At 58.8% G+C, this 20,753-nt stretch carries 19 protein-coding genes; 8 read left to right on the plus strand and 11 right to left on the minus strand.

From position 1 onward, the window contains the following. Positions 1 to 62: 62 nt before the first annotated feature. The 3 genes from AKU79_RS11285 to AKU79_RS11295 form a co-directional block, all read right to left on the minus strand. On the minus strand, positions 63 to 1,763 hold the full coding sequence (locus tag AKU79_RS11285) for a peptide ABC transporter substrate-binding protein (protein ID WP_050523695.1): 1,701 nt from the start codon (positions 1,761 to 1,763) through the stop codon (positions 63 to 65). 66 nt (positions 1,764 to 1,829) lie between these two features. Further along, positions 1,830 to 2,849 (minus strand): ABC transporter ATP-binding protein, encoded by a 1,020-nt coding sequence (locus AKU79_RS11290; protein WP_050523696.1) that lies wholly within the window; start codon positions 2,847 to 2,849, stop codon positions 1,830 to 1,832. After that, positions 2,849 to 3,862, minus strand: a complete 1,014-nt coding sequence (locus tag AKU79_RS11295; protein WP_050523697.1) for an ABC transporter ATP-binding protein — start codon at positions 3,860 to 3,862, stop codon at positions 2,849 to 2,851. Before AKU79_RS11295 ends, AKU79_RS11290 begins: the two co-directional genes overlap by 1 nt. 205 nt (positions 3,863 to 4,067) lie before the next feature. Here AKU79_RS11295 and argE point away from each other — a divergent pair, with 205 nt between their 5' ends. Both argE and AKU79_RS11305 read left to right on the plus strand, forming a co-directional pair. Next, positions 4,068 to 5,234, plus strand: coding sequence for an acetylornithine deacetylase (gene argE / locus AKU79_RS11300; RefSeq protein WP_050523698.1), 1,167 nt, complete (start codon positions 4,068 to 4,070; stop codon positions 5,232 to 5,234). Positions 5,235 to 5,349: 115 nt separating this feature from the next. Next, positions 5,350 to 6,513, plus strand: coding sequence for a M20 aminoacylase family protein (locus tag AKU79_RS11305; RefSeq protein ID WP_050523699.1), 1,164 nt, complete (start codon positions 5,350 to 5,352; stop codon positions 6,511 to 6,513). A 32-nt stretch (positions 6,514 to 6,545) separates the two neighbouring features. Here the strand turns inward: AKU79_RS11305 and AKU79_RS11310 are convergent, their stop codons facing one another. After that, positions 6,546 to 8,159: an AMP-binding protein gene (locus AKU79_RS11310; protein WP_231580157.1), complete on the minus strand. Its 1,614-nt coding sequence runs from the start codon at positions 8,157 to 8,159 to the stop codon at positions 6,546 to 6,548. After that, on the minus strand, positions 8,149 to 8,631 hold the full coding sequence (locus AKU79_RS11315) for a hypothetical protein (protein WP_050523700.1): 483 nt from the start codon (positions 8,629 to 8,631) through the stop codon (positions 8,149 to 8,151). Before AKU79_RS11315 ends, AKU79_RS11310 begins: the two co-directional genes overlap by 11 nt. A gap of 76 nt (positions 8,632 to 8,707) precedes the next feature. Between AKU79_RS11315 and moaA the strand changes: the two genes are divergently transcribed. Continuing rightward, the gene (gene moaA / locus AKU79_RS11320; protein WP_050523701.1) at positions 8,708 to 9,712 is read left to right on the plus strand and encodes a GTP 3',8-cyclase MoaA; all 1,005 of its coding nucleotides are present in this window, start codon (positions 8,708 to 8,710) and stop codon (positions 9,710 to 9,712) included. A gap of 236 nt (positions 9,713 to 9,948) precedes the next feature. On the opposite strand, the gene AKU79_RS11325 is transcribed toward moaA, so the two are convergent. From AKU79_RS11325 to glmU, 3 genes are read right to left on the minus strand one after another with little or no spacing between them, the layout of a single operon-like run. After that, positions 9,949 to 10,629, minus strand: a complete 681-nt coding sequence (locus AKU79_RS11325; RefSeq protein ID WP_050523702.1) for a DNA alkylation repair protein — start codon at positions 10,627 to 10,629, stop codon at positions 9,949 to 9,951. Then, positions 10,626 to 12,440: a glutamine--fructose-6-phosphate transaminase (isomerizing) gene (gene glmS / locus AKU79_RS11330; RefSeq protein ID WP_050523703.1), complete on the minus strand. Its 1,815-nt coding sequence runs from the start codon at positions 12,438 to 12,440 to the stop codon at positions 10,626 to 10,628. The genes AKU79_RS11325 and glmS overlap by 4 nt, the downstream gene beginning before the upstream one ends. Next, the gene (gene glmU, locus AKU79_RS11335) at positions 12,441 to 13,796 is read right to left on the minus strand and encodes a bifunctional UDP-N-acetylglucosamine diphosphorylase/glucosamine-1-phosphate N-acetyltransferase GlmU (protein ID WP_050523704.1); all 1,356 of its coding nucleotides are present in this window, start codon (positions 13,794 to 13,796) and stop codon (positions 12,441 to 12,443) included. 102 nt (positions 13,797 to 13,898) lie between these two features. On the opposite strand from glmU, the gene AKU79_RS11340 reads away from it, so the two are divergent. The 5 genes from AKU79_RS11340 to AKU79_RS11360 all read left to right on the plus strand — a co-directional run bounded on the left by AKU79_RS11340 (position 13,899) and on the right by AKU79_RS11360 (position 17,687). Further along, positions 13,899 to 14,582: an HAD-IA family hydrolase gene (locus tag AKU79_RS11340; RefSeq protein ID WP_050523705.1), complete on the plus strand. Its 684-nt coding sequence runs from the start codon at positions 13,899 to 13,901 to the stop codon at positions 14,580 to 14,582. 216 nt (positions 14,583 to 14,798) lie between these two features. Then, positions 14,799 to 15,131, plus strand: a complete 333-nt coding sequence (locus AKU79_RS11345; protein WP_050523706.1) for a hypothetical protein — start codon at positions 14,799 to 14,801, stop codon at positions 15,129 to 15,131. A gap of 100 nt (positions 15,132 to 15,231) precedes the next feature. Further along, positions 15,232 to 16,224, plus strand: coding sequence for an alpha/beta hydrolase (locus AKU79_RS11350; RefSeq protein WP_050523707.1), 993 nt, complete (start codon positions 15,232 to 15,234; stop codon positions 16,222 to 16,224). Between the two features lie 175 nt (positions 16,225 to 16,399). Next, the gene (locus AKU79_RS11355) at positions 16,400 to 17,377 is read left to right on the plus strand and encodes a sodium-dependent bicarbonate transport family permease (RefSeq protein ID WP_050523708.1); all 978 of its coding nucleotides are present in this window, start codon (positions 16,400 to 16,402) and stop codon (positions 17,375 to 17,377) included. Position 17,378: 1 nt separating this feature from the next. Next, on the plus strand, positions 17,379 to 17,687 hold the full coding sequence (locus tag AKU79_RS11360; protein ID WP_050523709.1) for a P-II family nitrogen regulator: 309 nt from the start codon (positions 17,379 to 17,381) through the stop codon (positions 17,685 to 17,687). 144 nt (positions 17,688 to 17,831) lie between these two features. Here the strand turns inward: AKU79_RS11360 and AKU79_RS11365 are convergent, their stop codons facing one another. The 3 genes from AKU79_RS11365 to AKU79_RS11375 are packed head-to-tail and all read right to left on the minus strand — an operon-like array spanning position 17,832 to position 20,746. Then, entirely contained in the window at positions 17,832 to 18,866 is a 1,035-nt protein-coding gene (locus AKU79_RS11365) for a TRAP transporter substrate-binding protein (protein ID WP_050523710.1), read from the minus strand. 48 nt (positions 18,867 to 18,914) lie between these two features. Further along, a complete protein-coding gene (locus AKU79_RS11370) occupies positions 18,915 to 20,240 on the minus strand; it encodes a TRAP transporter large permease (RefSeq protein WP_050523711.1) in 1,326 nt (441 codons plus the stop codon). Continuing rightward, entirely contained in the window at positions 20,240 to 20,746 is a 507-nt protein-coding gene (locus AKU79_RS11375; RefSeq protein WP_050523712.1) for a TRAP transporter small permease subunit, read from the minus strand. The genes AKU79_RS11370 and AKU79_RS11375 overlap by 1 nt, the downstream gene beginning before the upstream one ends. Positions 20,747 to 20,753: the final 7 nt, after the last annotated feature.

Genomic DNA, 20,753 nt, shown 5'->3' on the forward strand with positions numbered 1-20,753 from the left:
GCCTTTGTTCAGCGGTCTGTTAGGGGGATGGGCGGGGGAAAGACCCCCCGCCCAAAGTTGCATTACTTAATGCGGTACCAGTTTTCGACGTTACCCATTTCCGAGTCCCATACGTTCAGCACAACACCGCCAAGCGTGTTGGAATGTGCCGACAGACGACCACGATCGACCAGAGGCACGATGGTGTAGCTGTCTTTGGTCAGCATTTCGTTCAGGCGGATCACCTTGGCGGCACGCTCTTCGGTGCCTTTGGTCTGGATCAGCTCTGCCAGCAGCGCGTCATAGGCTGGATCGCAATAGCGGTTGATGTTTTCACCCTGCCACTGGCTTTCAGGCTTTGGCGCCTTGTCGCAAGTGTATTGTGCAACATAGGGTTCCGGGTCGGTGCCTGGGAAGTTGTTGGCATACATTTCAACGTCGGCATAGAATTTCTGGAAGGTGTCGGGCGAACCCGCGTCACCGCCAAAATAAACGCCACCGTCAATCGATTTCAGTTCAACATCGACGCCCAGCTCGTTCCACCAGCCTTTGATCAGGGCTTGGAAATCCTGACGCACAGGGTTGACCGATGTCTGATAAAGCAGTTTGAACTTTTTGCCGTCTTTCTCGCGGATGCCATCGGCGCCCACGGTCCAGCCTGCTTCGTCCAGCAATTTCTTGGCGCCGTCCATGTCTTGCATAATGCAATCGGTGTTCGGCGAGGCATAGATTGCCGGAGCAGGGACGAGGTTACAGGTCGGGCGACCGGCAACGCCGTAGCCGACCTCGACCAACACGTTACGGTCAATCGCCATCGACAGAGCTTTGCGCACGTTCACATCCGACAGGATCGGGTGCGGGTGCTTGGCGGTTGCGCGCTCGCCTTCGGGCAGGTCTGGCGATGGGTCGGTCATGTTCATTTCAATACGCTCGACCAGTGTGCCAAAGCCGGAAACGAAAGTACCTTTGCCGCCCGCAGCCATTTGTGCTTGCAGTTCGGGGTTGATCTGGGTGTTCCAGGCATAGTCAAACTCGCCTGTTTCCATGACAGCGCGTGCAGCCGAGGCGGCGTCACCGCCACCTTTGACCGAAACAGTCGCAAAGGCGGGTTTGGCAGGGTCACGATAGTTGGGGTTGGCGGCCAGTTCGACAGAGTCGTTAACCTTGAAGTCGGTGACCATGAAGGGGCCGGTGCCGTGAGGTTTAAAGTTGGCCTCGGTGCAGGTTGGGGCGGCAGCGCCCATGCATGCCGCGAACTGCGCTTTTTGCAGGATTGGCGATTCCGCGCCAACAAAGGCGACCAGCGGGTTCGGCTTTGGCCCGGTGAAGGTGACTTTGACGGTCAGCGGGTCGATGGCCTCAACCGATTTCACGCCTTCGAATTTACCAAGCTGGGCGCAACCGCCTGCAGGGTCCATGCAATAGGCGCCGGTGAACACAACGTCATCGGCGGTGAAATCTGTGCCGTCAGACCATTTCAGACCTTCTTTGATTTTCCAGGTGACCGAAGTTTGGTCCTCGGAAATGCCGCCGTTTTCCAAAGTTGGAATCTCGGTGACAAGGCGCGGGTAAATCGTGCCGTTTTCGTCAAAGCCGGCCAGCGGTTCCAGCACGAGGCTGCCCACTTCAACGTCCTTGGTGCCCGAAGACAAATAGGCGTTCATGATGGATACGGCTTGCGAGTACAGGATTTTGACGTTGCCGTCTGTGCCACGCTCGGCCATTGCGGCGGGCGCAAAGGCAAAGGCGCAGGCGGCGCCGAGTAGGGCTGTTTTCATTTTCATCTTTATCACTCCTAGTTGGTTGAGCTCGTTGGCCTCGGGGGCCGGACGGTTGATCCGTCGGGCGGTTTAATCGGGTTTCACAAGGTGGCAGGCGACAAAGCGGCCGGGGCGTACCTCGGCCAGTTCGGGTTTTACCTCATGGCAAATCGGGATCACCTCGGGGCAGCGGGTGCAAAAGTTGCAGCCTTTGGGTGGGTTTGAAGGTGACGGCACATCGCCTTGCAAGATTATGCGCTGGCGCGTTGCCTCGCGTTCCGGGTCCGGGTCGGGCACGGCCGACAGCAGCGCCTTGGCATAGGGGTGCAGTGGCTCGGCGTAGAGCGGCTCGCGCGGGCTGAGTTCGGCGATGCGACCAAGGTACATCACGGCCACGCGGTCGGCGATATGGCGCACCATCGACAGGTCGTGGCTGATGAACAGATAGGTCAGGCCGAATTGTTCCTGCAGATCCTCTAGCAGGTTTACCACCTGAGCCTGAATTGACACATCCAGCGCCGCAATCGGTTCATCGCAAACGATAAATTTGGGGTTCAATGCAAGGGCGCGGGCAATGCCGATACGCTGGCGCTGACCGCCCGAAAAGGCGTGCGGGTAACGGTTGGCAAAGGCGCGGTTCAGGCCGACGGCGTCCATCAGCTCGTAAACCTTTTCCAGCTTTTCCGCCGAGGACAGTTTTGTGTGTTCATCCAGCGGTTCCGAAATGATCGCGGCGACGGTCATGCGCGGGTTCAGGCAGGCTTGGGGGTCTTGAAACACCATCTGCATCGTCGGGCGTTTGCGGCGCAGTGCCTCGGGTGACAGTTTGGCGATGTCTTCGCCCTCAATGGTGACCGAGCCGTTCGTCAATTCGTAGAGCCGCAGCAAGGCACGCCCGACAGTCGATTTGCCGCAACCGGATTCGCCCACAAGACCAAGGGTTTCCCCTTTGAAAATATCAAAGCTTAGGCCATCGACGGCCTTTACATCGCCGGTGTGGCGACGAAACAGGCCGGTATGGATGGGGAAATACATCTTGAGGTCTTTGACCTCGACAAGTTTGGCGGCGGAATTGGCAGATGATTGTTCAGTTGGGTTGGCATCCAGCATCAAGCAATCCCCCCGGTTTTGGCGTCCCAATGGCAGGCAACGTCATGGCCATAGCCCACGCGTTTGTCATCAAGCGGCCGACGCTGTGGGTTTTCGACGTGGCACACGGCAAAGGCCTCGGTGCAGCGCGGCATAAAGGGGCAGGCGGTGGGCGCGGCACCAAGAATGGGCGGCTGGCCCTCGATCACGCGGAGGCGTTTTTCGCGCGTGCCGGAAACCGATGGAATGGTTTTCAGCAATGCACGGGTATAGGGGTGCTGCGGGTTGGCAAAAAGTTCGCCAACGGGGGCTTGCTCGACGATCTGGCCGCCATACATCACCACCACACGGTCGGCGATGCCTGCGATCACGCCAAGGTCGTGGGTGATCCAGACAATCGCCATGCCAAGCTTGCTGCGCAGGTCTTTGACCAATTCGATGATCTGGGCCTGAATCGTTACATCCAGCGCGGTTGTCGGTTCATCCGCGATCAGCACCTCGGGGTCGCAGGCCAGCGCGATGGCGATCATCACGCGTTGCCGCATACCGCCCGAAAACTGGTGCGGGTAATCTTTCATCCGGCGTTCTGCATCGGGGATGCCGACCAGTTCCAGCAGCTCTATCGCGCGGGCGCGGGCCTGGGTTTTGTTCAGGCCCATGTGGCGCAGCAAAGGCTCCATCACCTGATTGCCAACGGTATAGACGGGGTTGAGGCTGGTCATCGGGTCTTGAAACACAAAGCCGATGCGCTTGCCGCGTATCTCGCGCAATTGTGCGGGCGAGACCTTGAGAATATCCATATCGCCCAGCATCACCTGACCGCCGCGGATTTCGGCGGGGGGCATGGGCAGCAGGCCGATCAGTGACATCATGGTGACGGATTTGCCCGAACCACTTTCGCCCACAACCCCAAGCAATTCGCCGGGCTCAAGATGAAAACTTACGGAATTGACTGCATGAACGTCTCCACCTCGGGTGCGGAACACGGTCTGCAAGCCCCGCACGTCAAGTACCGGCTTGGCCCCATCGGGCATATGACGACTCCCATGTCGTTGTTTTATCTCTTATCCACGATCAGCCCAATGGCCGCCGTGGTTTCACAAGACTTTATCTTTTTTTAGTCGGGCCGCAACTGGCATTCTTGGGAATGTGGCGGTTTGGCGCGTTTGTGCTGCGCTTCTGGCTTGACCTATGCGTGGCCAAGGCTCAGCTTGGCCTTGAAATATAAGGACAGTTTTGATGCAGTCGATGAACTTTTCAGCACGTGAAATACTTGACCAATTGGTCGGGTTCCGCAGCGTTAGCTCTGAAAGCAACCTTGATTTGATTGACTGGGTTGAGGGGTATTTGGCCTCACACGGGGTAAAATCGCACCGCGTTTATAACGCCGAGCGCACCAAGGCCGCGCTGTTTGCCAATGTTGGACCCGAGGTGGCAGGCGGGGTGATTCTATCGGGGCATTCGGATGTGGTGCCGGTTGAGGGCCAGGATTGGGCCACCGACCCGTTTACGGTGGTGGAGCGGGACGGGCGGCTTTATGGCCGCGGTACCTGTGACATGAAGGGGTTTGTGGCGCTGGCGCTGGCGGCGGTGCCGCTGGCCCTGAAAGCAGGGGTGAAACGCCCGCTGCAAATCGCGATCAGCTATGATGAGGAAGTGGGCTGCACCGGCGCGCCGCCGATGATTGCCCAGATGGTACAGGCCTTGCCCAAGGCGGCGGCAGTTGTGGTGGGCGAGCCGTCGATGATGCGGTTGGTGAACGGGCATAAGGGCGGCGCGGGCTTTCGGGTGCATGTAAAAGGGTACGAGGTGCATTCGTCGCTGCTGCCCTACGGCGTCAGCGCGATTATGGAGGCGGCGCGGCTGGTTGGCTGGATCAATGACCAGAACGCCGCCATTCAGGCCCGCACCCCCAGCGCGATTGCCGCGATGTTTCATCCGCCGCATACCACCGTGCATTGCGGCAAGTTTGCGGGCGGCACGGCGCATAACATCACCGCAGGCGATTGCCATTTTGTCATGGAATTTCGCGTGGTGCCGGATGAGGACGAAGACCAATGGGCCGACCGCTTTGTCGCCGAGTGCAAGCGGGTCGAAGGCCTGATGCAAGCCGTGCAGCCAAGTACGCAGGTCATTCTGGACAGGTTTTTTGACGTGCCGGGGTTAAAGCCGGAACAAGATGGGGCAGCCGATGCCTTGGTGCGCCGACTGACCGGCGATAACGCGGCCGAGGTGGTTTCTTATGGCACCGAGGCGGGGCAGTTTCAGGCGGCGGGGTATTCTTGTGTGATTTGCGGGCCGGGGGATATTGCGCAGGCGCATCAGGTGGATGAGTACCTTGAAGTCGCACAGTTTGAAGAAGGCTGGGCGTTCATGCAACGCTTGGTGCAGGATTTGGCCAGCTAGACCGGATTTTATCGTTGGGTCAAAAAAATGCGTGGGTGGCTAATCTGGGCCTTGCAGCGCCCGTAGGTTTGGCACAGGCTGCGGCCACACCATGCATGACCAATAGGAGCCTGCGATGCCCGTAAAGAACCGCTTTGCCGAGATGCTGCCCGAGTTGACAGCCATTCGCCGTGATTTTCATGAAAACCCCGAGCTGCTGTTCGATGTGCATCGCACGGCGGGTAAAGTGGCCGAGCTGCTGCGCGCATGGGGCTGTGACGAGGTGGTTGAGGGCATTGGCCGCACCGGTGTTGTTGGCGTGATTCACGGCAAAACCGATAGTGGCAAGGTGATCGGGTTGCGCGCCGATATGGATGCGCTGCCGATCCTTGAGGCCACGGGGCTGGACTATGCGTCCAAAACCCCAGGCAAAATGCACGCTTGCGGCCATGACGGGCATACGACCATGCTGCTGGGGGCTGCGAAATATCTGTGTGAAACCCGTAACTTTGACGGCAAAGCTGTGATGATCTTTCAACCCGCCGAAGAGGGCGGCGGCGGCGGCAATGAGATGGTCAAGGACGGGATGCTCGACCGCTGGAACGTGCAAGAGGTGTATGGCATGCACAACATGCCGGGGATTCCGGTGGGCCAGTTTGAAATTCGGCCCGGCCCGATGATGGCGGCGGCAGACCAGTTTGAAATTACAGTGACGGGCAAAGGTGGCCACGCGGCCAAGCCGCATGATTGCGTGGATTCGCTTTTGGTGGCCAGCCATATCATCGTGGGTTTGCAGTCGATTGCATCGCGCAATGTGAACCCGCTGAAACAGGTTGTTGTATCAACCTGCGCCATTTCAACCGATAGCAACGCCCATAACGTCATCCCGCAAACCGTTGTTTTGAAAGGCACAGTGCGCACGTTTGATGCCGCTGTTCAGGATCTGGTCGAAGCGCGGGTCAAGGATTTGCCGGTGCAAATGGCTGCCGCCTATGGCGCCTCGGCTGTGGTAGAGTACCAGCGCGGCTATCCGGCCACGGTGAATGCCGAGGATAACACCAGCTTTGCAGTGGAGGTTGCTGCGGCGATTTCGGGCAAGGTGAACGTGGATACCGAGCCGATGATGGGGGCCGAGGATTTCAGTTACATGCTGAATGCGCGCCCCGGTGCTTATATCTTCCTTGGCAATGGTGACACGGCGATGGTGCATCACCCTGCCTATAACTTTGACGACAACGCGATTCCGTTCGGGTCAAGCTGGTATGCTGGGATGGTTGAGGCGCGGATGCCTGCCGCGTAAAGGGCGACTGCGGCAAAGAAGGCTTTGCCGCGTCATTCTTTGTCGCGCAACATGCGACGCATGACCTTACCGGTGGCAGTCATCGGTAAGGCATCAACAAAGATGACATCGCGGGGGGCAACATGCGGGCTGATGCGGCGGCGCACCCGTTCAATCAGCCGTTCGCTGGCACCGTCTTTTAAGGCCCCCTCGCGCAGCACGACAAAGGCGCGGACAACTTCTGTGCGGACCGGATCAGGGATGCCAATCGCGGCGGCCATGACCACATCGGGGTCGCCCATCAAGCAATTCTCAATCTCGCCCGGACCAATGCGGTAGCCGGCCGAGGTAATCACATCATCGTCGCGCGCGGCAAAGGTGAAATAACCTTGCGCATCGGCATAGCCCAGATCGCCAGTACGCAGCCAGTCACCGCGAAACTTTTGCGCGGTTTTCTCGGGCTGGTTCCAATAGCGCAAGAACATGCTGGCAGCCCCTTTGCGAATGCAAATCTCGCCCAATTCGCCCGCAGCGCAGGGCTGGCCGTTATCATCGAACACCGCCACGTTAAAACCGGGCAGGGCCTGGCCCATTGTCGCGGGCTTTACGGGCATGAACCCAGCGGCTTGGGTGATGCAGAGGTTGCATTCTGTTTGGCCATAAAGCTCGTTAATCGGCGCGCCGAGGGTTTCGCTGCCCCAAGCCAGCATTTCCGCCCCAAGGCTTTCGCCACCGGATGAGATGGTGCGGATGCTGACGCCCGCAGGCACAGGCGTGCCGCGCATCAGTTTCAGTGCGGTTGGCGGCAGGAAAAGGTTGCGGATCTTATGCTTGGCGATCAGCGCATAGGCCGCAGTGGCGTCGAACTTGCGCATGCGGTGGGCGATCAGCGGCACGCCGTAATAGAGGCATGGCATGGCCATATCCATCAACCCGCCAATCCACGCCCAATCGGCGGGCGTCCAACCTTTGTCACCCGATTGGGGAAACCCTTCATGGGTCATTTCCATGCAGGGCAGGTGGCCGAACAAAAAGCGATGGGCGTGCAAGACGCCTTTGGGTGGGCCTGTGGTGCCCGAGGTATAGATCATCACCGCAGGGTCTTCGGCCAAGGTGTCCACCGGGGTGGCAAGGGCAGGGGATGCGGCGATGGCGTGCCAAAGGTTATGGCTGTTCGGGGCGTCTGCGGTGCAGAAAATGGCCTTTAAGTCGGGCAGTTGCGGGGCGATGGCCTGCAGTTTCGGCAGGCTTTCCAGATCTGTGACAACCAGCGCCGCGCCGGAATCGGCCAAGCGGTACAGCAGCGCATCTTCGCCAAACAGGGTAAACAGTGGCAGCGCCACCGCCCCCAGTTTCATCGCGGCGAAATGCGTGATCGCGGCAGCGGCGCATTGCGGCAACAGCACGGCCACCCGATCACCGCGCCGCAGACCGGCGGCTACAAAGGCGCTGGCCAGACGGTCAGACGCGTCTTTCAGCGCGGCATAGGTCCAGTCTTGGGCGCCATTGCTGGTGATTTCGGTTATGGCGACTTTGTCGGGCGCGGTCTGCGCCCAATCATCGCAACAGGCGCGGGCAATGTTGAAATGCGCGGGCCAATGCCATGCAAAATCCGCGCGCTTGTCGGCCCAGGTTCCGTGCAATGGGATCAGGCGTCTATTGTGCAAAGATCGTCACTTCGGGCAAGTCGGTCAGGGGCAGGTTCAAGGCACGAAACGCCGCAAGCGACAGTTGCGCCGCACCTGTGCCGGGGATCAGATCAACCGCGATAGACGCGCCCGAACCCGTCACCACGCGTCCGGTACCGGCGGTTTTTACAAGGGCCGACCGCAGCCAGAAGCCGGGCTCGGTGACATTGCCAAGGGCCACAGCGGTTTTGCCCAAGGTTTGTTCAGCCGCCGGTTGGGCAGGTGCGGCCAGTGCGGCAGCCTTTTGCGCAGCGGTCGTAGTATCAAGCGCCATTGCTGTGCGCGCGCCTTTGGGCGGCGGCATAGCGCCTGCCGAATTTGGCCGCGTTTGCGGATGCGTTCCAATCGGCGCGACGGGTTCCATCGCGGTGTTTTTACTGCCGATAAACGGCAATTGGGCGCAGCCAGACAGCAGAAGGGCAGCGAAAATAAGGGTGGATGCATGTTTCATAATGGCTACGTTAGTCGCAGCTTTGCAGGCTTTCAATAGCCTTGCGCGGGCAGTCGTGCGGGTCTAGACTCGGCGCATGAATATACCTCTGATCGACCCTTTCGCCCGCGCCATCAATTACCTGCGCGTCTCTGTGACGGATCGCTGCGATTTTCGCTGTGTCTATTGCATGTCGGAAAACATGAGCTTTCTGCCCAAGGCAGAGCTGCTGACGCTGGAAGAGCTGGACCGCATGTGTTCCGTTTTCGTCGGAATGGGTGTGGAAAAGCTGCGCATTACCGGAGGTGAGCCGCTGGTGCGCAAAGGGATCATGACGTTTTTTGAATCGATGACGCGGCATCTGGAAAGCGGCGCGTTGAAAGAGCTGACGCTGACCACGAATGGCAGCCAGTTGCGCAAATATGCGGCTGCGCTGGCGGCCTGCGGGGTGCGGCGGATCAATGTGTCGCTGGACACACTGGATGATGCCAAGTTCACGCAAGTGACGCGTTGGGGGCGGCTTGCGCAGGTGCTTGATGGTATCACCGCCGCCAAAGAGGCAGGCTTGCGGGTGAAAATCAACGTGGTGGCGTTGAAAGGCTTTAACGAGAGCGAGCTGTTTTCCATCACCGATTGGTGCGCGCGTGAGGGGCATGATCTGACCTTCATCGAGGTGATGCCGATGGGTGACCTTGGCAATGAGGACCGGCTTGACCAGTATTGGAGCCTGAAAGACCTGCGCGCGCGGCTGCGTGAACGCTTTACCGTGACGGAATTGACCGAGCGCACCGGCGGCCCTGCGCGCTATGTGCGGCTGGAAGAAACCGGTCAGAAGATCGGGTTCATCACGCCTTTGACGCATAACTTCTGCGAAAGCTGCAATCGCGTGCGGCTAACCTGCACGGGTGAGCTGTATATGTGTCTGGGGCAGGAAGACATGGCCGATCTGCGCGCACCATTGCGGGCAAGTGGCGATAATGCGGTGCTGGAACAGGCCATTCGTGCCGCGATTTTGCGCAAGCCCAAGGGCCATGATTTTGACTATTCGCGCCAAAAGGTCGATGGCCAGATGACGCGGCATATGAGCCATACCGGCGGGTAAAGCGTTTTGACTTAAACCTGAATCACATAACGCTGCCTGAAATCAAAGATTTCAACGCGTTATGCGATGAAAGCTGGGTCAAGTTAAAGTCGAAACGCTATAGGCCGCAGGTGCAGAGTGGATATTTAAGCCAAAGAGAAAGCCGGGGCGGGACAAGAGGCGTGGTGCTTGGCACCGCGATTTGAAAGGGGGTAAATCCCCCTGAAAATCGCAGCGCCCCGTGTCAGATTGTTATCTTATTGCAGATATTGGCCTGCTTCTTTGCGGGCCCAGGTTTTCATCAAGTCGCCAAACTCGGCAAGGAAAGCCTCGGTGCGGGCAGGATCATGTTTGGACAGATCGCGCAGCCACCAAGCCACGGCCTTTTGGATAAACCAGTCTTTGTCGCCCAGATAGCTGGCGGCCCAAGTCAGGATGCGTTCTCGGGCTTCTTGTTCCACCGGCTTCAGATTGTTCAGGCGGGCAAAGGGCAGGGTTGCGACAAGGGCTGCGCGGCGGGTCCACATTTCGGGGCTGGTGGTCCATTCTTCGACAGTATCAAGGCGCGAGGGGTCGGCCACAATGCGCTTTTGCGCGGCGATGCAAACGTGATCGGCGATGGCCCAAGCGTCAAAATCGGGCAGCCAAGAGCAGAGCATTTCCCATGCACCGGTATCATCAGGGCGGATGCGGGCCTGGGTTAGCAATTTCGCGGCGGCGATGCGGGCCTCATGGATATTGCTGGCCCAAAGGCCGTGGCAAAGCGCCAAGCGATCGTTCAGGGGCAGTTCGGCGCGCCATGTTTTGCACAAGGACTCAATATCGGGGTTGGCTGTGCCAAGATAGGGACGGTCAACCTTGTGATAGGCCAGCATTTGCGCCGGTTTGGCGGGGTCGGCCAAAGCCTTGATTTCGGCAATCGCGTTTTCAGGGGTCATTCTACAGTTACCGATTTGGCCAGGTTGCGGGGTTGGTCGACGTCAGTGCCTTTGGCGATGGCGGTGTGATAAGCCAGCAATTGGGCAGGGACGGCGTAAAGGATCGGGGCCAGAAACTCTGGCACGGCGGGCATTTCAAGCGTTTTCCAGCAGCCCAGTCCGGCCTCGGCCACGCCTGCGGCATCGGAAATCAGCAAGACTTTGCCATGGCGGGCCATCACTTCTTGCATGTTGGACACGGTTTTTTCGAATAGCGCGTCACGCGGGGCCATAACGATCACCGGAACACGGTTATCGATCAGGGCGATGGGGCCATGTTTCAGCTCGCCGCTGGCATAACCTTCGGCGTGGATATAGCTGATTTCTTTCAGTTTTAGCGCGCCTTCCATGGCCAGCGGGAACAGCGGGCCACGGCCAAGGAACAAAATGTCCTGCGCGCGGGCCAGTTCTTCGGCGATTTTTGACACTTGCGGCGCGATATGCATGGCCTGATTGACCAGACCGGGCAGGGTGGCCAGATCGGCAATGTGTTTGGCCAGTTGGTCATCGGTCAGGCGGCCTTTGTCGCGGGCGGCTTTCAGCGCCATCAGCGCTAGGCTGGCAAGCTGGCAGGTGAAGGCTTTGGTCGAGGCCACGCCCACCTCTACCCCTGCGCGGATGGGCAGGGAAATATCGGATTCGCGCGCGATAGAGGAGGTCGGCACATTGACCACCGACACGATTTTTGCGGCCTTTTCCGTGCAATAGCGCAGGGCGGCCAGTGTATCAGCGGTTTCGCCGGATTGGCTGACAAACACCGCCCATGTGTTTGGTGAAATCGGCGGCTCGCGGTAGCGAAATTCCGAGGCGACATCCACCTCGACCGGGATACCGGCGATCTGTTCGAACCAGTATTTCGCCACAACGCAGGCGTAATAGGCGGTGCCGCAGGCGACCATGGTCAACCGGTCAACGCCGGTAAAATCCAGCTCGGGCGGCAGGTTCAGTTTATTGCCTGCAAGGTTGTGTTTCAGGGCATCGGCCAAGACCACCGGCTGTTCGGCGATTTCTTTGGCCATGAAATGCTTGTAACCGCCTTTTTCGATGCGGGTATGCTCTTGCACGATCTGGGTGGTGGCGCGATTGGCGCGACGGTTGCTTTCGTCAAATATTTCAGCGCCTTGGCGGGTGATGACGGCCCAGTCACCCTCTTCCAGATAGGTCACTTGGTCGGTCATCGGGGCAAGCGCGATGGCATCGGAACCGACAAACATTTCGCCCGTGCCATGACCGATCGCAAGGGGCGAGCCTTTGCGCGCCGCGATCAACAGGTCATCCTGACCGTCGAACAAAAAGCAAAGGGCAAAGGCGCCATGCAGCTGTGACAAGGTTTCGCGCGCGGCCTCAACCGGTGTCATGCCTGCGTCGAGGTAGGAACGGGCAAGGACAGCCACGGTTTCGGTATCGGTTTGCGATTCAAAGGCATAGCCCTTGGCTTGCAGCCCCTCGCGCAATTCGCGGAAGTTTTCAATAATGCCGTTATGCACGACAGCGACGGGGCCTGCCTGATGCGGGTGGGCGTTTTCAACGGTGGCGGCGCCATGCGTGGCCCAGCGGGTGTGGCCGATGCCGGATTTACCGGCAAGCGACTGATGCACCAGCAAATCGGACAGGTTTACCAGTTTGCCAACCGCGCGACGTCGGCCAAGCTGGCCGTTGTTGATTGTCGCAATGCCGGCACTGTCATAGCCGCGATATTCCAGCCGTTTCAGGGCCTCGACCAGCAGTGGGGCAACTTCGTTATTGCCAAGAACACCAATGATTCCACACATTTATGACTTGCCTTTCTGGCGATCCGCTTTGATTTTCTGAAACCGGTCCATCAGCCGCACAGCCAGACCGGGTTTGTTGACCTGCGGCGCGCGCGCCAGTGCCAGCGCCTCGGATGGCACATCGCTGGTGATGACCGAACCTGAGGCCGTCATCGCATCGCGGCCCACGGTGACAGGGGCGACCAGCATTGTGTTCGAGCCGATAAAGACGCGCGGGCCGATTTCGGTATGGTGTTTGTTCGCGCCATCATAGTTGCAGGTGATGGTGCCCGCGCCGATGTTGGTATGTTCGCCCACATGGGCATCGCCAAGATAGGTGAGGTGGCCGACCTTGACGCCTTCGTCCAGCACGGCGTTTTTGATTTCGACAAAATTGCCGACATGCACATCTTCGGCCAGTTCGGCCCCCGGGCGCAGGCGGGCAAAGGGCCCGACACTGGCGCCACGGCTGATATGGCAGCCCTCCAGATGGCAAAACGCCTTGATCTCGGCGCTGGATTCAATCGTCACGCGCGGGCCGAACACCACATTCGGGCCGATATAGGTATCGCGGCCGATCACGGTGTCATAGGCGAAATAGGTGGTTGCCGGGTCTGCCAAGGTGACGCCGTTTTCAATCGCCTCGGCGCGCATACGGGCCTGAAAGCTGGTTTCGGCGGCGGAAAGCTCGGCACGGGTATTGATGCCAAGTGTTTCGGATTCGTCGCAGGTGACGACGCCGGCCGAAAGCCCTTGGGCGCGGGCCAGCGCGATGATGTCGGTCAGGTAATATTCGCCCGCCGCGTTGGTATTGCCAACTTTTGACACAAGGTCGAACAGCACCGAGGTTTCGGCGCAGATCACGCCCGAGTTGCACAGGGTGATCGCGCGTTCGGCATCAGTTGCGTCTTTGAATTCAACGATACGTTCAAGCGCATCGCCCGAGGTGACAAGCCGGCCATAGCGGCCCGGATCGGCGGCCTGAAATCCCAACACGACGACGGCATGTTGTGCGCGGGCATCAAGCATGGCCTGCAAGGTTTCACTGCGCACAAATGGCGTGTCACCATAAAGCACGATCGTATCGCCCGGCGCACTGGCGAGCAGCGGTGCGGCCTGCGCAACGGCGTGGCCGGTGCCAAGCTGTTCGGCCTGAAGAACGACCTCGATGCTGCTGTCAAAGGCGCGGGCGGCTTTGCCTACGGCCTCGGCGCCGTGGCCTGCAACAACCACCACTTGCGCCGGATCAAGGCTTTGGCCAGCTTGCAATGCGTGGTGCAATATTGGGGCCGAGCCCAACGGATGCAGCACTTTTGGCAGGTCTGAATTCATCCGCGTGCCTTTGCCTGCGGCCAAAACGATCAATGAAACTGACATGAAACCCTTTCCTTCGGTAATAGAACCCTTTTACACGGGCGGCGTAGGGTGGCAAGGTCAGCCGCGTAACGCGCTGTTTCAGCGCTGACATATGGGGGCAAAATGCGCACGGTTGTTTTTGATCTGGACGGAACTTTGGCAGATACCAGCGCTGATCTGATTGCGGCAGCCAATGCGTGTTTTGAAGGCATGGGCAAAGGGCGGCCACTGGACCCGGTGGCCGATGCCTTGACGGCATTTGCGGGCGGGCGGGCGATGCTGCGGCTGGGGTTTGGCCGGTTGGGTATGCCGTGGAACGAGGCGCAGGTTGATGCGCAATACCCTGTCTTGCTGCGCGCCTATTCGGATGCGATTGCGGTGCATACGGTGCTGTATCCCGGTGCTATGGACGCGGTGCGGGCCTTGCGCAAGGCAGGGTTTGCGACTGCGATTTGCACGAATAAGCCCGAAGCGCTGGCGATAGCCCTATGTGACCGGCTTGGAATTTCTGACCTGTTCGGGGCGCTGGTCGGGGCCGATACCTTGCCCGTGCGCAAACCCGACCCCGAGCATTACTTTGAAACCGTGCGCCGGGTTGGCGGGCAGGTCGGGCAATCGCTGTTGATCGGCGATACGATAACCGACCGTGATACCGCCCGCGCGGCCAAGGTGCCGGTTGTTCTGGTGGGCTTTGGCCCCGAAGGCGCAGGGGTGGCGCGGTTGCAGCCGGATGCGTTGCTGGACCATTATGACGACTTGCCGGATTTGATCGAGCAAGTTTTGGCGCGGCCTAGGGTTGCCGTCTGACGCATGTGGCGCCACATCTAACTGATTGTTTTAAATTGATTTTACTATGGTGGCTTGCGGCTGCATAACGCTGCGGCAGGATGCGTGTAGCGCCGCATCGGCGTGGTTAAAATGTCTGTTTCGGAATTTGTTTCAAACAACTGCGACGGAAAGCCGACAGGCCGCCGTTTGACAGTAACCTTCCGCAGAGAAGGGCAAACTTTGAAAGAGACTGACATGAGCAACCCTAAATCCCGCTTTTTGGCCTTGTTGACGGCCGTATCCCTTGTCGCACCGATGGCAGCCATGGCCCAGCAAGGGCAGCGCCCCGCAGGCCCGCCGACAGCCGAAATCGCCAAGGCGCTTGGGGTATCCGAAGTATCTTTGAAATCATGTTTGCCAATGCCGGCACAAGCCAAAGGCAAAGCGTCGGCCAAAGGTCAGGAACCACCAGCGCGCCCCGACGCGACCAAGATCGCCACCTGCTTGAAAGCTGAAAACAAAAGCCTGACAAAAGCCAAGGTTGAAAAGGTGCTGGGCGAATTTGCCCCGCCAGCGGGCCGCGGCTAAGGCCTGCAGGCGCGGGTTTGAAACCTTGAAATGAATGATCGGGGGGCAAGGCGACTGCCCCCTTTCTTGGCTACCCGCCCAAAGGGGCCGGTGCGGGGTGATGATGACTTTCCTGAAAATCTGGCCGGTTCTGGCCCTGATGTGCCTTTCGGCCTGCGGAGAGCGCAGCGAAATTGTGATGGTGCCCGAAACACAGGGCGCGGCCCTGCATGAGGTGCTGTTTGCCACCAATCGTGCGCCCGATTCGCGGCTGTTCGGGGCCAAGCGCAGCAGTATCACAACCTATGGCGCGGCCACGGTTTCGGTGCCACCAACACATAAAACCGGCGTGGTCGAATACCCCGGCAAGACCGCCGATGCAAAAGACGCCTTTGGTATCACGCAGGCCGAGACCAGCCAGAACCCTGCCGCATTTGACCACAGGCTGGCGCAGCGTTTGGCGGCACGCGAACCCGGCGATCGCCGCGCCGTGGTGTTTGTGCATGGCTATAACAACACGTTTTCCGAAGCGCTGTATATGAACGCGCAGATTGTCCATGATTACCAAAGCCCCGACATTCCGGTTTTGTTCAGCTGGCCCTCGGCCGGGGAAAACCTGGGCTATTTGCAGGACCGCGAGTCTGTGATGCTGTCGCGCTCGGCGCTAGAGGCGCTGTTGGACAGGTTAAGTGCGTCGGGTGTGGAAAGCTTTACGATCGTAGGCCATTCGATTGGCAGCCAGTTGGTGATGGAGGCCTTGCGCCAACATGCGATCCGCAACGGTGGCAAGCAATGGCCCAAGCTGGCGGGGGTGGTGCTGGTTTCGCCCGATATTGATGTCGATATGTTCGAGCAGCAGCGCAAGGATATGGGCGCATTGCCGCAGCCTTTTATCGTGGTCGGGTCAGGCAAGGACCGGCTGTTGCCGATTTCGGGTGTCATCAATGGCAAGTCGCTGCGCTTGGGGCTGGTCGAGGATGCGGCTGTCTTGGGCAATGAAGATGCAACAGTCGTTTCGGCCAGTTTTGCAACCGAGATGCTGTCGGTCAATCACACAACGGCTTTTGCCTCACCCGCCATGATTGCGTTGCTGAAGGGGCTGGAGGGGCAGTAAGGCGACAGCGCCGGCCAGGCGCCAATGGCGGTTTTACGGGCCGCAAAGCCAAGCCTGTTTCGGGGAGGGTAGGTTTCGGGCCTGCCGATTTTAACACCGTTTTAAAAAAGAGTGGTGGCAGCTTTGCATTCTTTATGTCCCGCACTAAGTACGCGTCAAACCATAAAGGCTGAACATGTCAGACATCCTCGCGCTTGCTGGAACGAACTTAATCTCGCCGATCATCTTGTCGTTTGTCTTGGGTCTTGCTGCCGCGCTGGCACGATCTGATTTGTCGATTCCCGAAGCCGTGGCAAAAGGCATGTCGATATACCTTTTGTTCGCGATTGGTTTTAAGGGCGGTGCCTCGGTTGCGGCGCATGGGGTTGATGGCGGGCTGCTTATGTCAGTCGGGGCAGGGGTTCTGTTGTCATTCGGCCTGCCGCTGCTTGCCTTTGCTTTGCTGAAGATACTTACAGGGTTTTCGCGGCTGGATGCGGCAGCTGTGGCCGCGCATTACGGCTCTATCAGTATCGTGACATTTGTGGCCGCGACCTCGGTGCTGGAAAGTCGGGGCATCATGGCCGAGGGGTATATGGTGGCTGTCGCCGCCGCGATGGAAGCGCCGGCAATTCTTTCGGCTTTGTGGTTGGTGTCGCGCAACGGGTCGGGGGGGCGAATGGAACCCGGATTGATGCGAGAGATACTGCTGAATGGCTCTATCGTGCTGCTGGTTGGCAGTTTTGTCATCGGATTGGTGACAGGCGAAAAAGGTCTGGGCGATATCGCCCCCTTCATCGTGTCGCCTTTCAAGGGTGTCCTGTGCCTCTTTCTGCTTGATATGGGCTTGGTTGCAGGGCGCGGGTTGTTGCAGTCAAAAGGGGTTATCGGGCTGGGTGCGGTTGCGTTTGGTGTTATCATGCCGATGACATCCTCGCTGATTGGCCTGATATTTGGTCTGTTGATCGGGCTTTCAACGGGTGGGGTGGTGCTTTTGATGGTGCTGGCGGCGTCGGCCTCATACATTGCGGTGCCTGCCGCGATGCGTGTTGCATTGCCCGAAGCAAACCCTGCGATTTATCTTACATTGTCGCTCGGGGTGACATTCCCGTTTAACCTTACCTTGGGCATTCCCCTTTACGTGGCTTTGGCCACGCAGTTCACCGGAGGCTGATATGCAAATGCATCCCGCGAAACGCGTTGAGATCGTGATTGAAAATCCTCTGGTGGGGCGGCTGACCAACGCGCTGACCGAGGCGGGGGTCACGGGCTATACCGTCGTGCCTGTGCATGGCGGGGCAGGACGGTCGGGCCGGTGGACACGCGAAGGCCAAATCGGGCAGGCCGGAATGGCGATGGTCATCTGCTTGATAAAACCAGAGCGCCTGGACACGCTGCTAGAGGCAGCCTTTGCCGTGGTTGAACGCCATATTGGTGTGGTCTCGGTCACTGATACGCTCGTCTTGCGGGCCGAGAGGTTCTAATCGCGCCGAAGTGGTGGCGCAGGCTGTAAAGTCAGGCCGAAACCAACATTGGGCGTCGCATGGCTTTGGCCAGCATGTGCAAATAAAGGCGATGCGTGGCGGTATAAATGAAAGGCCCCGCGTTCGGGCGGGGCCTTTGGTGCATTAGCTATAACGGTAAGGTCTGCCTGCCTTTTCCATTACGGCGTTATACTCTTTGAAGATGGCAACCACCTTGGCCTTGGTTTCCGACTCGGCGCCGATTTCATCCCAGAACGTGTGGGCGGCAGCCTCAACCGTGGCCCATTCGGCATCGGGAATAGTGGTCAGTTTCAGTTTCGGGCCGTTGACGCGCAAGTCGGCCTCGCCGCCCCAATACCATTGCTGGCGGTGCATGTGCGATTGGTCAAAGCACACTTTTACCAGCGTTTGCAGATGGGGTGGCAGTTCGTTCCAGCGGTCCATATTGGCAAAGAAGTGGCCGATCCATGCGCCAGAGATGTTGTTGGTCAGGAAGTATTCAGTCACATTCGACCAGCCGACGGTGTAAACCTCGGTGATGCCCGACCATGCGATGCCGTCAAGCTCGCCCGTCTGAACGGCAACCTCGATGTCTTCCCACGGCAGTGTCACGGGGACCACGCCAAATTGCGACAGGAAGCGCCCCGCAGTGGGGAAGGTAAAGACGCGTTTGCCTTTCAGGTCAGCAAGGCTGTTGATCGGGTCTTTGGTCGAGAAATGGCACGGGTCCCATGCGCCGGCCGAGATATGCTTGACGCCGACTTTGGCGTATTCCTGATCCCAGATCTCGCCCAGACCGTATTTGTTGAACAGAACCGGCACATCCAGTGAATAGCGCGAGGCAAAGGGGAAATAGCCACCGAAAACAGTGACCTCGGTCGGTGATGCCATAGAATCGTCATCCGATTGTACCGCGTCGATGGTGCCACGCTGCATGGCCTGAAACAGCTCGCCCGTGGGGACCAACTGATCGGCGTAATACAGCTCGATCTCCATCTGGCCTGCGGCGATTTCGTTGAACATATCAATCGCGGGCTTGATCACTTCGGCCCCAAGGGCGGCACCGGCATAGGTTTGCAGCCGCCATTTGATCGGCGCTTGTGCAAGCGCGGGGGCGGCGAGGGTGGACGCGCCGGCCGCGATAACGCCGGAAGTCAGGAACTTTCTTCTGGTGGTCATTGGTACTCTCCTTGCTGTTGCGGCGGTTGGGCCCGCCAGTCGGGTTGGTTAATGACGAAGTGTATTTGGCAACCAAAGGGCCAGTTGCGGGAAGATCATGACGATCACCAAGGCCAGCACCATGACGGCGACGAATGGCACGATCGAACGGTAGATATCGGCCAGAGTCACCTCGGGCGGGGCCATGGCACGCATCAGGAACAGGTTATAACCGAATGGCGGGGTCATATAGGCGATCTGGCAGGTCATGGTGTAAAGCACACCGTACCAGACCAGATCAAATTCCAGCGCCGCGACAAGTGGTACATAGAGCGGCGCAACGATAACCAGCATGGCGGTATCATCCAGAAAAGTGCCCATCAGCAGGAATGAAATCTGCATCAGGATCAGCACTTCCCAACGGCCAAGCCCAAGGTTGTCGAGGAACAAGCCCTTGATCGCATCAACCGCGCGCAGCCCGTCAAACACCGCGCCAAAGGCCAGCGCGGCAAGGATGATCCACAGGAACATGCACGAAATCGCAAGCGTCTGGCGGGTGGCAGTTTCCATCACCGCCCATGTCATGCGGCCTTTGGCCACCGCGACGAGTACCGATGCAACCGCGCCGATGACCGAGCTTTCAACCAGCCGCGTATAGCCGGTTACAAAGGGCACCATCATCACCAGAAAAATGCCAAAGGGCAGGATACCCGCCATCAACAGCCGGTATTTTTCCGATTTCGGCACAGCGGCAAGCTCTTCGGCGTCCAGTGCGGGGCCAAGCGACGGGTTCAGTTTGCAGCGGATCCAGATATAGGCGATGAACAGCGCCGCCATCAGCAGCCCCGGCACCACGCCCGCAAGCCACAGATCCGACACCGATTGCCGCGCGATCAGCGCATAGAGCACCAGCACCACCGAAGGCGGCACAAGGATACCCAGCGACGCGCCGGCCTGAATAACGCCGGTGACCATGCGTTTGTCATAGTTGCGTTTTAACAGCTCGGGCAGGGCGATGGTGGCACCGATGGCCATACCCGCCACCGACAACCCGTTCATCGCCGAAATCAGCACCATCAGCAGGATGGTCCCAATCGCAAGACCACCCGGCACAGGGCCGAACCAGACGTGAAACATGCGGTAAAGGTCATCAGCCAACCGGCTTTCCGACAACACATAGCCCATGAAAATAAACATCGGCAGGGTCAACAACGGGAACCAGCCAATCACCTTGATGCTTTGCGCAAAGGCAAGGTCATATCCGCCACGGTCACCCCAGAGCGCCAAGGCAGCCACCACGGCGACAAAGCCGATGATGCCAAACATGCGCTGGCCCGTCATCAACATCACCAGCATCGAGCCGAACATCAGCAACGCAATCATATCATAATGCATCAGATTTTTTGTCCCCGCAGCGTGGCGATGTCGCGGATGAAAAACACTGTGCATTGCAACAGCATCATGACGTTTCCGACACACATGACTATTTTCACCGGCGCCATATAGGGCCGCCAAAGACCGGATTTCCGCTCGCCGTATTCCAGCGCATAGATCGCGCTTTCAACGCCGCCCCACAGCAGCACGCCAAGGTAGAACAGCAGCGCGAAAATGGTGATCGCATCAACCAATGCTTTGGTGCGCGGCGACCAGTTGGAATAAAACACATCCATCCTTACCGCGCTGTCCATTTGCAGCGCATAGGCCCCGCCCAGCATGAAATAACCTGCAAGGATGAATTGGCCCATCTGGTCGGTCCAGCGCAGCGGCACCCAGAACGCCCGCGATATCGCCCCCCAAAGCAATACGGCCATCAGCACAAACAGCAGATACATGGCCATGCGGCCTATGCGTTTGTTCCAGCGTTCAACCCAATGAACGTAGCGAATGACGATTGTCGGCATAGTCCCC

This window comes from Pseudorhodobacter wandonensis (genome assembly GCF_001202035.1).
In the GTDB taxonomy this organism is placed as follows: domain Bacteria; phylum Pseudomonadota; class Alphaproteobacteria; order Rhodobacterales; family Rhodobacteraceae; genus Pseudorhodobacter; species Pseudorhodobacter wandonensis.

What these genes read in the sequence shown, in the direction of transcription:
- AKU79_RS11285 (WP_050523695.1), bottom strand. Translation starts at nt 1,763, where the DNA reads ATGAAAATGAAAACAGCCCTACTCGGCGCCGCCTGCGCCTTTGCCTTT.
- AKU79_RS11290 (WP_050523696.1), bottom strand. Translation starts at nt 2,849, where the DNA reads ATGCTGGATGCCAACCCAACTGAACAATCATCTGCCAATTCCGCCGCC.
- AKU79_RS11295 (WP_050523697.1), bottom strand. Translation starts at nt 3,862, where the DNA reads ATGCCCGATGGGGCCAAGCCGGTACTTGACGTGCGGGGCTTGCAGACC.
- argE (WP_050523698.1), top strand. Translation starts at nt 4,068, where the DNA reads ATGCAGTCGATGAACTTTTCAGCACGTGAAATACTTGACCAATTGGTC.
- AKU79_RS11305 (WP_050523699.1), top strand. Translation starts at nt 5,350, where the DNA reads ATGCCCGTAAAGAACCGCTTTGCCGAGATGCTGCCCGAGTTGACAGCC.
- AKU79_RS11315 (WP_050523700.1), bottom strand. Translation starts at nt 8,631, where the DNA reads ATGAAACATGCATCCACCCTTATTTTCGCTGCCCTTCTGCTGTCTGGC.
- moaA (WP_050523701.1), top strand. Translation starts at nt 8,708, where the DNA reads ATGAATATACCTCTGATCGACCCTTTCGCCCGCGCCATCAATTACCTG.
- AKU79_RS11325 (WP_050523702.1), bottom strand. Translation starts at nt 10,629, where the DNA reads ATGACCCCTGAAAACGCGATTGCCGAAATCAAGGCTTTGGCCGACCCC.
- glmS (WP_050523703.1), bottom strand. Translation starts at nt 12,440, where the DNA reads ATGTGTGGAATCATTGGTGTTCTTGGCAATAACGAAGTTGCCCCACTG.
- glmU (WP_050523704.1), bottom strand. Translation starts at nt 13,796, where the DNA reads ATGTCAGTTTCATTGATCGTTTTGGCCGCAGGCAAAGGCACGCGGATG.
- AKU79_RS11340 (WP_050523705.1), top strand. Translation starts at nt 13,899, where the DNA reads ATGCGCACGGTTGTTTTTGATCTGGACGGAACTTTGGCAGATACCAGC.
- AKU79_RS11345 (WP_050523706.1), top strand. Translation starts at nt 14,799, where the DNA reads ATGAGCAACCCTAAATCCCGCTTTTTGGCCTTGTTGACGGCCGTATCC.
- AKU79_RS11350 (WP_050523707.1), top strand. Translation starts at nt 15,232, where the DNA reads ATGATGACTTTCCTGAAAATCTGGCCGGTTCTGGCCCTGATGTGCCTT.
- AKU79_RS11355 (WP_050523708.1), top strand. Translation starts at nt 16,400, where the DNA reads ATGTCAGACATCCTCGCGCTTGCTGGAACGAACTTAATCTCGCCGATC.
- AKU79_RS11360 (WP_050523709.1), top strand. Translation starts at nt 17,379, where the DNA reads ATGCAAATGCATCCCGCGAAACGCGTTGAGATCGTGATTGAAAATCCT.
- AKU79_RS11365 (WP_050523710.1), bottom strand. Translation starts at nt 18,866, where the DNA reads ATGACCACCAGAAGAAAGTTCCTGACTTCCGGCGTTATCGCGGCCGGC.
- AKU79_RS11370 (WP_050523711.1), bottom strand. Translation starts at nt 20,240, where the DNA reads ATGCATTATGATATGATTGCGTTGCTGATGTTCGGCTCGATGCTGGTG.
- AKU79_RS11375 (WP_050523712.1), bottom strand. Translation starts at nt 20,746, where the DNA reads ATGCCGACAATCGTCATTCGCTACGTTCATTGGGTTGAACGCTGGAAC.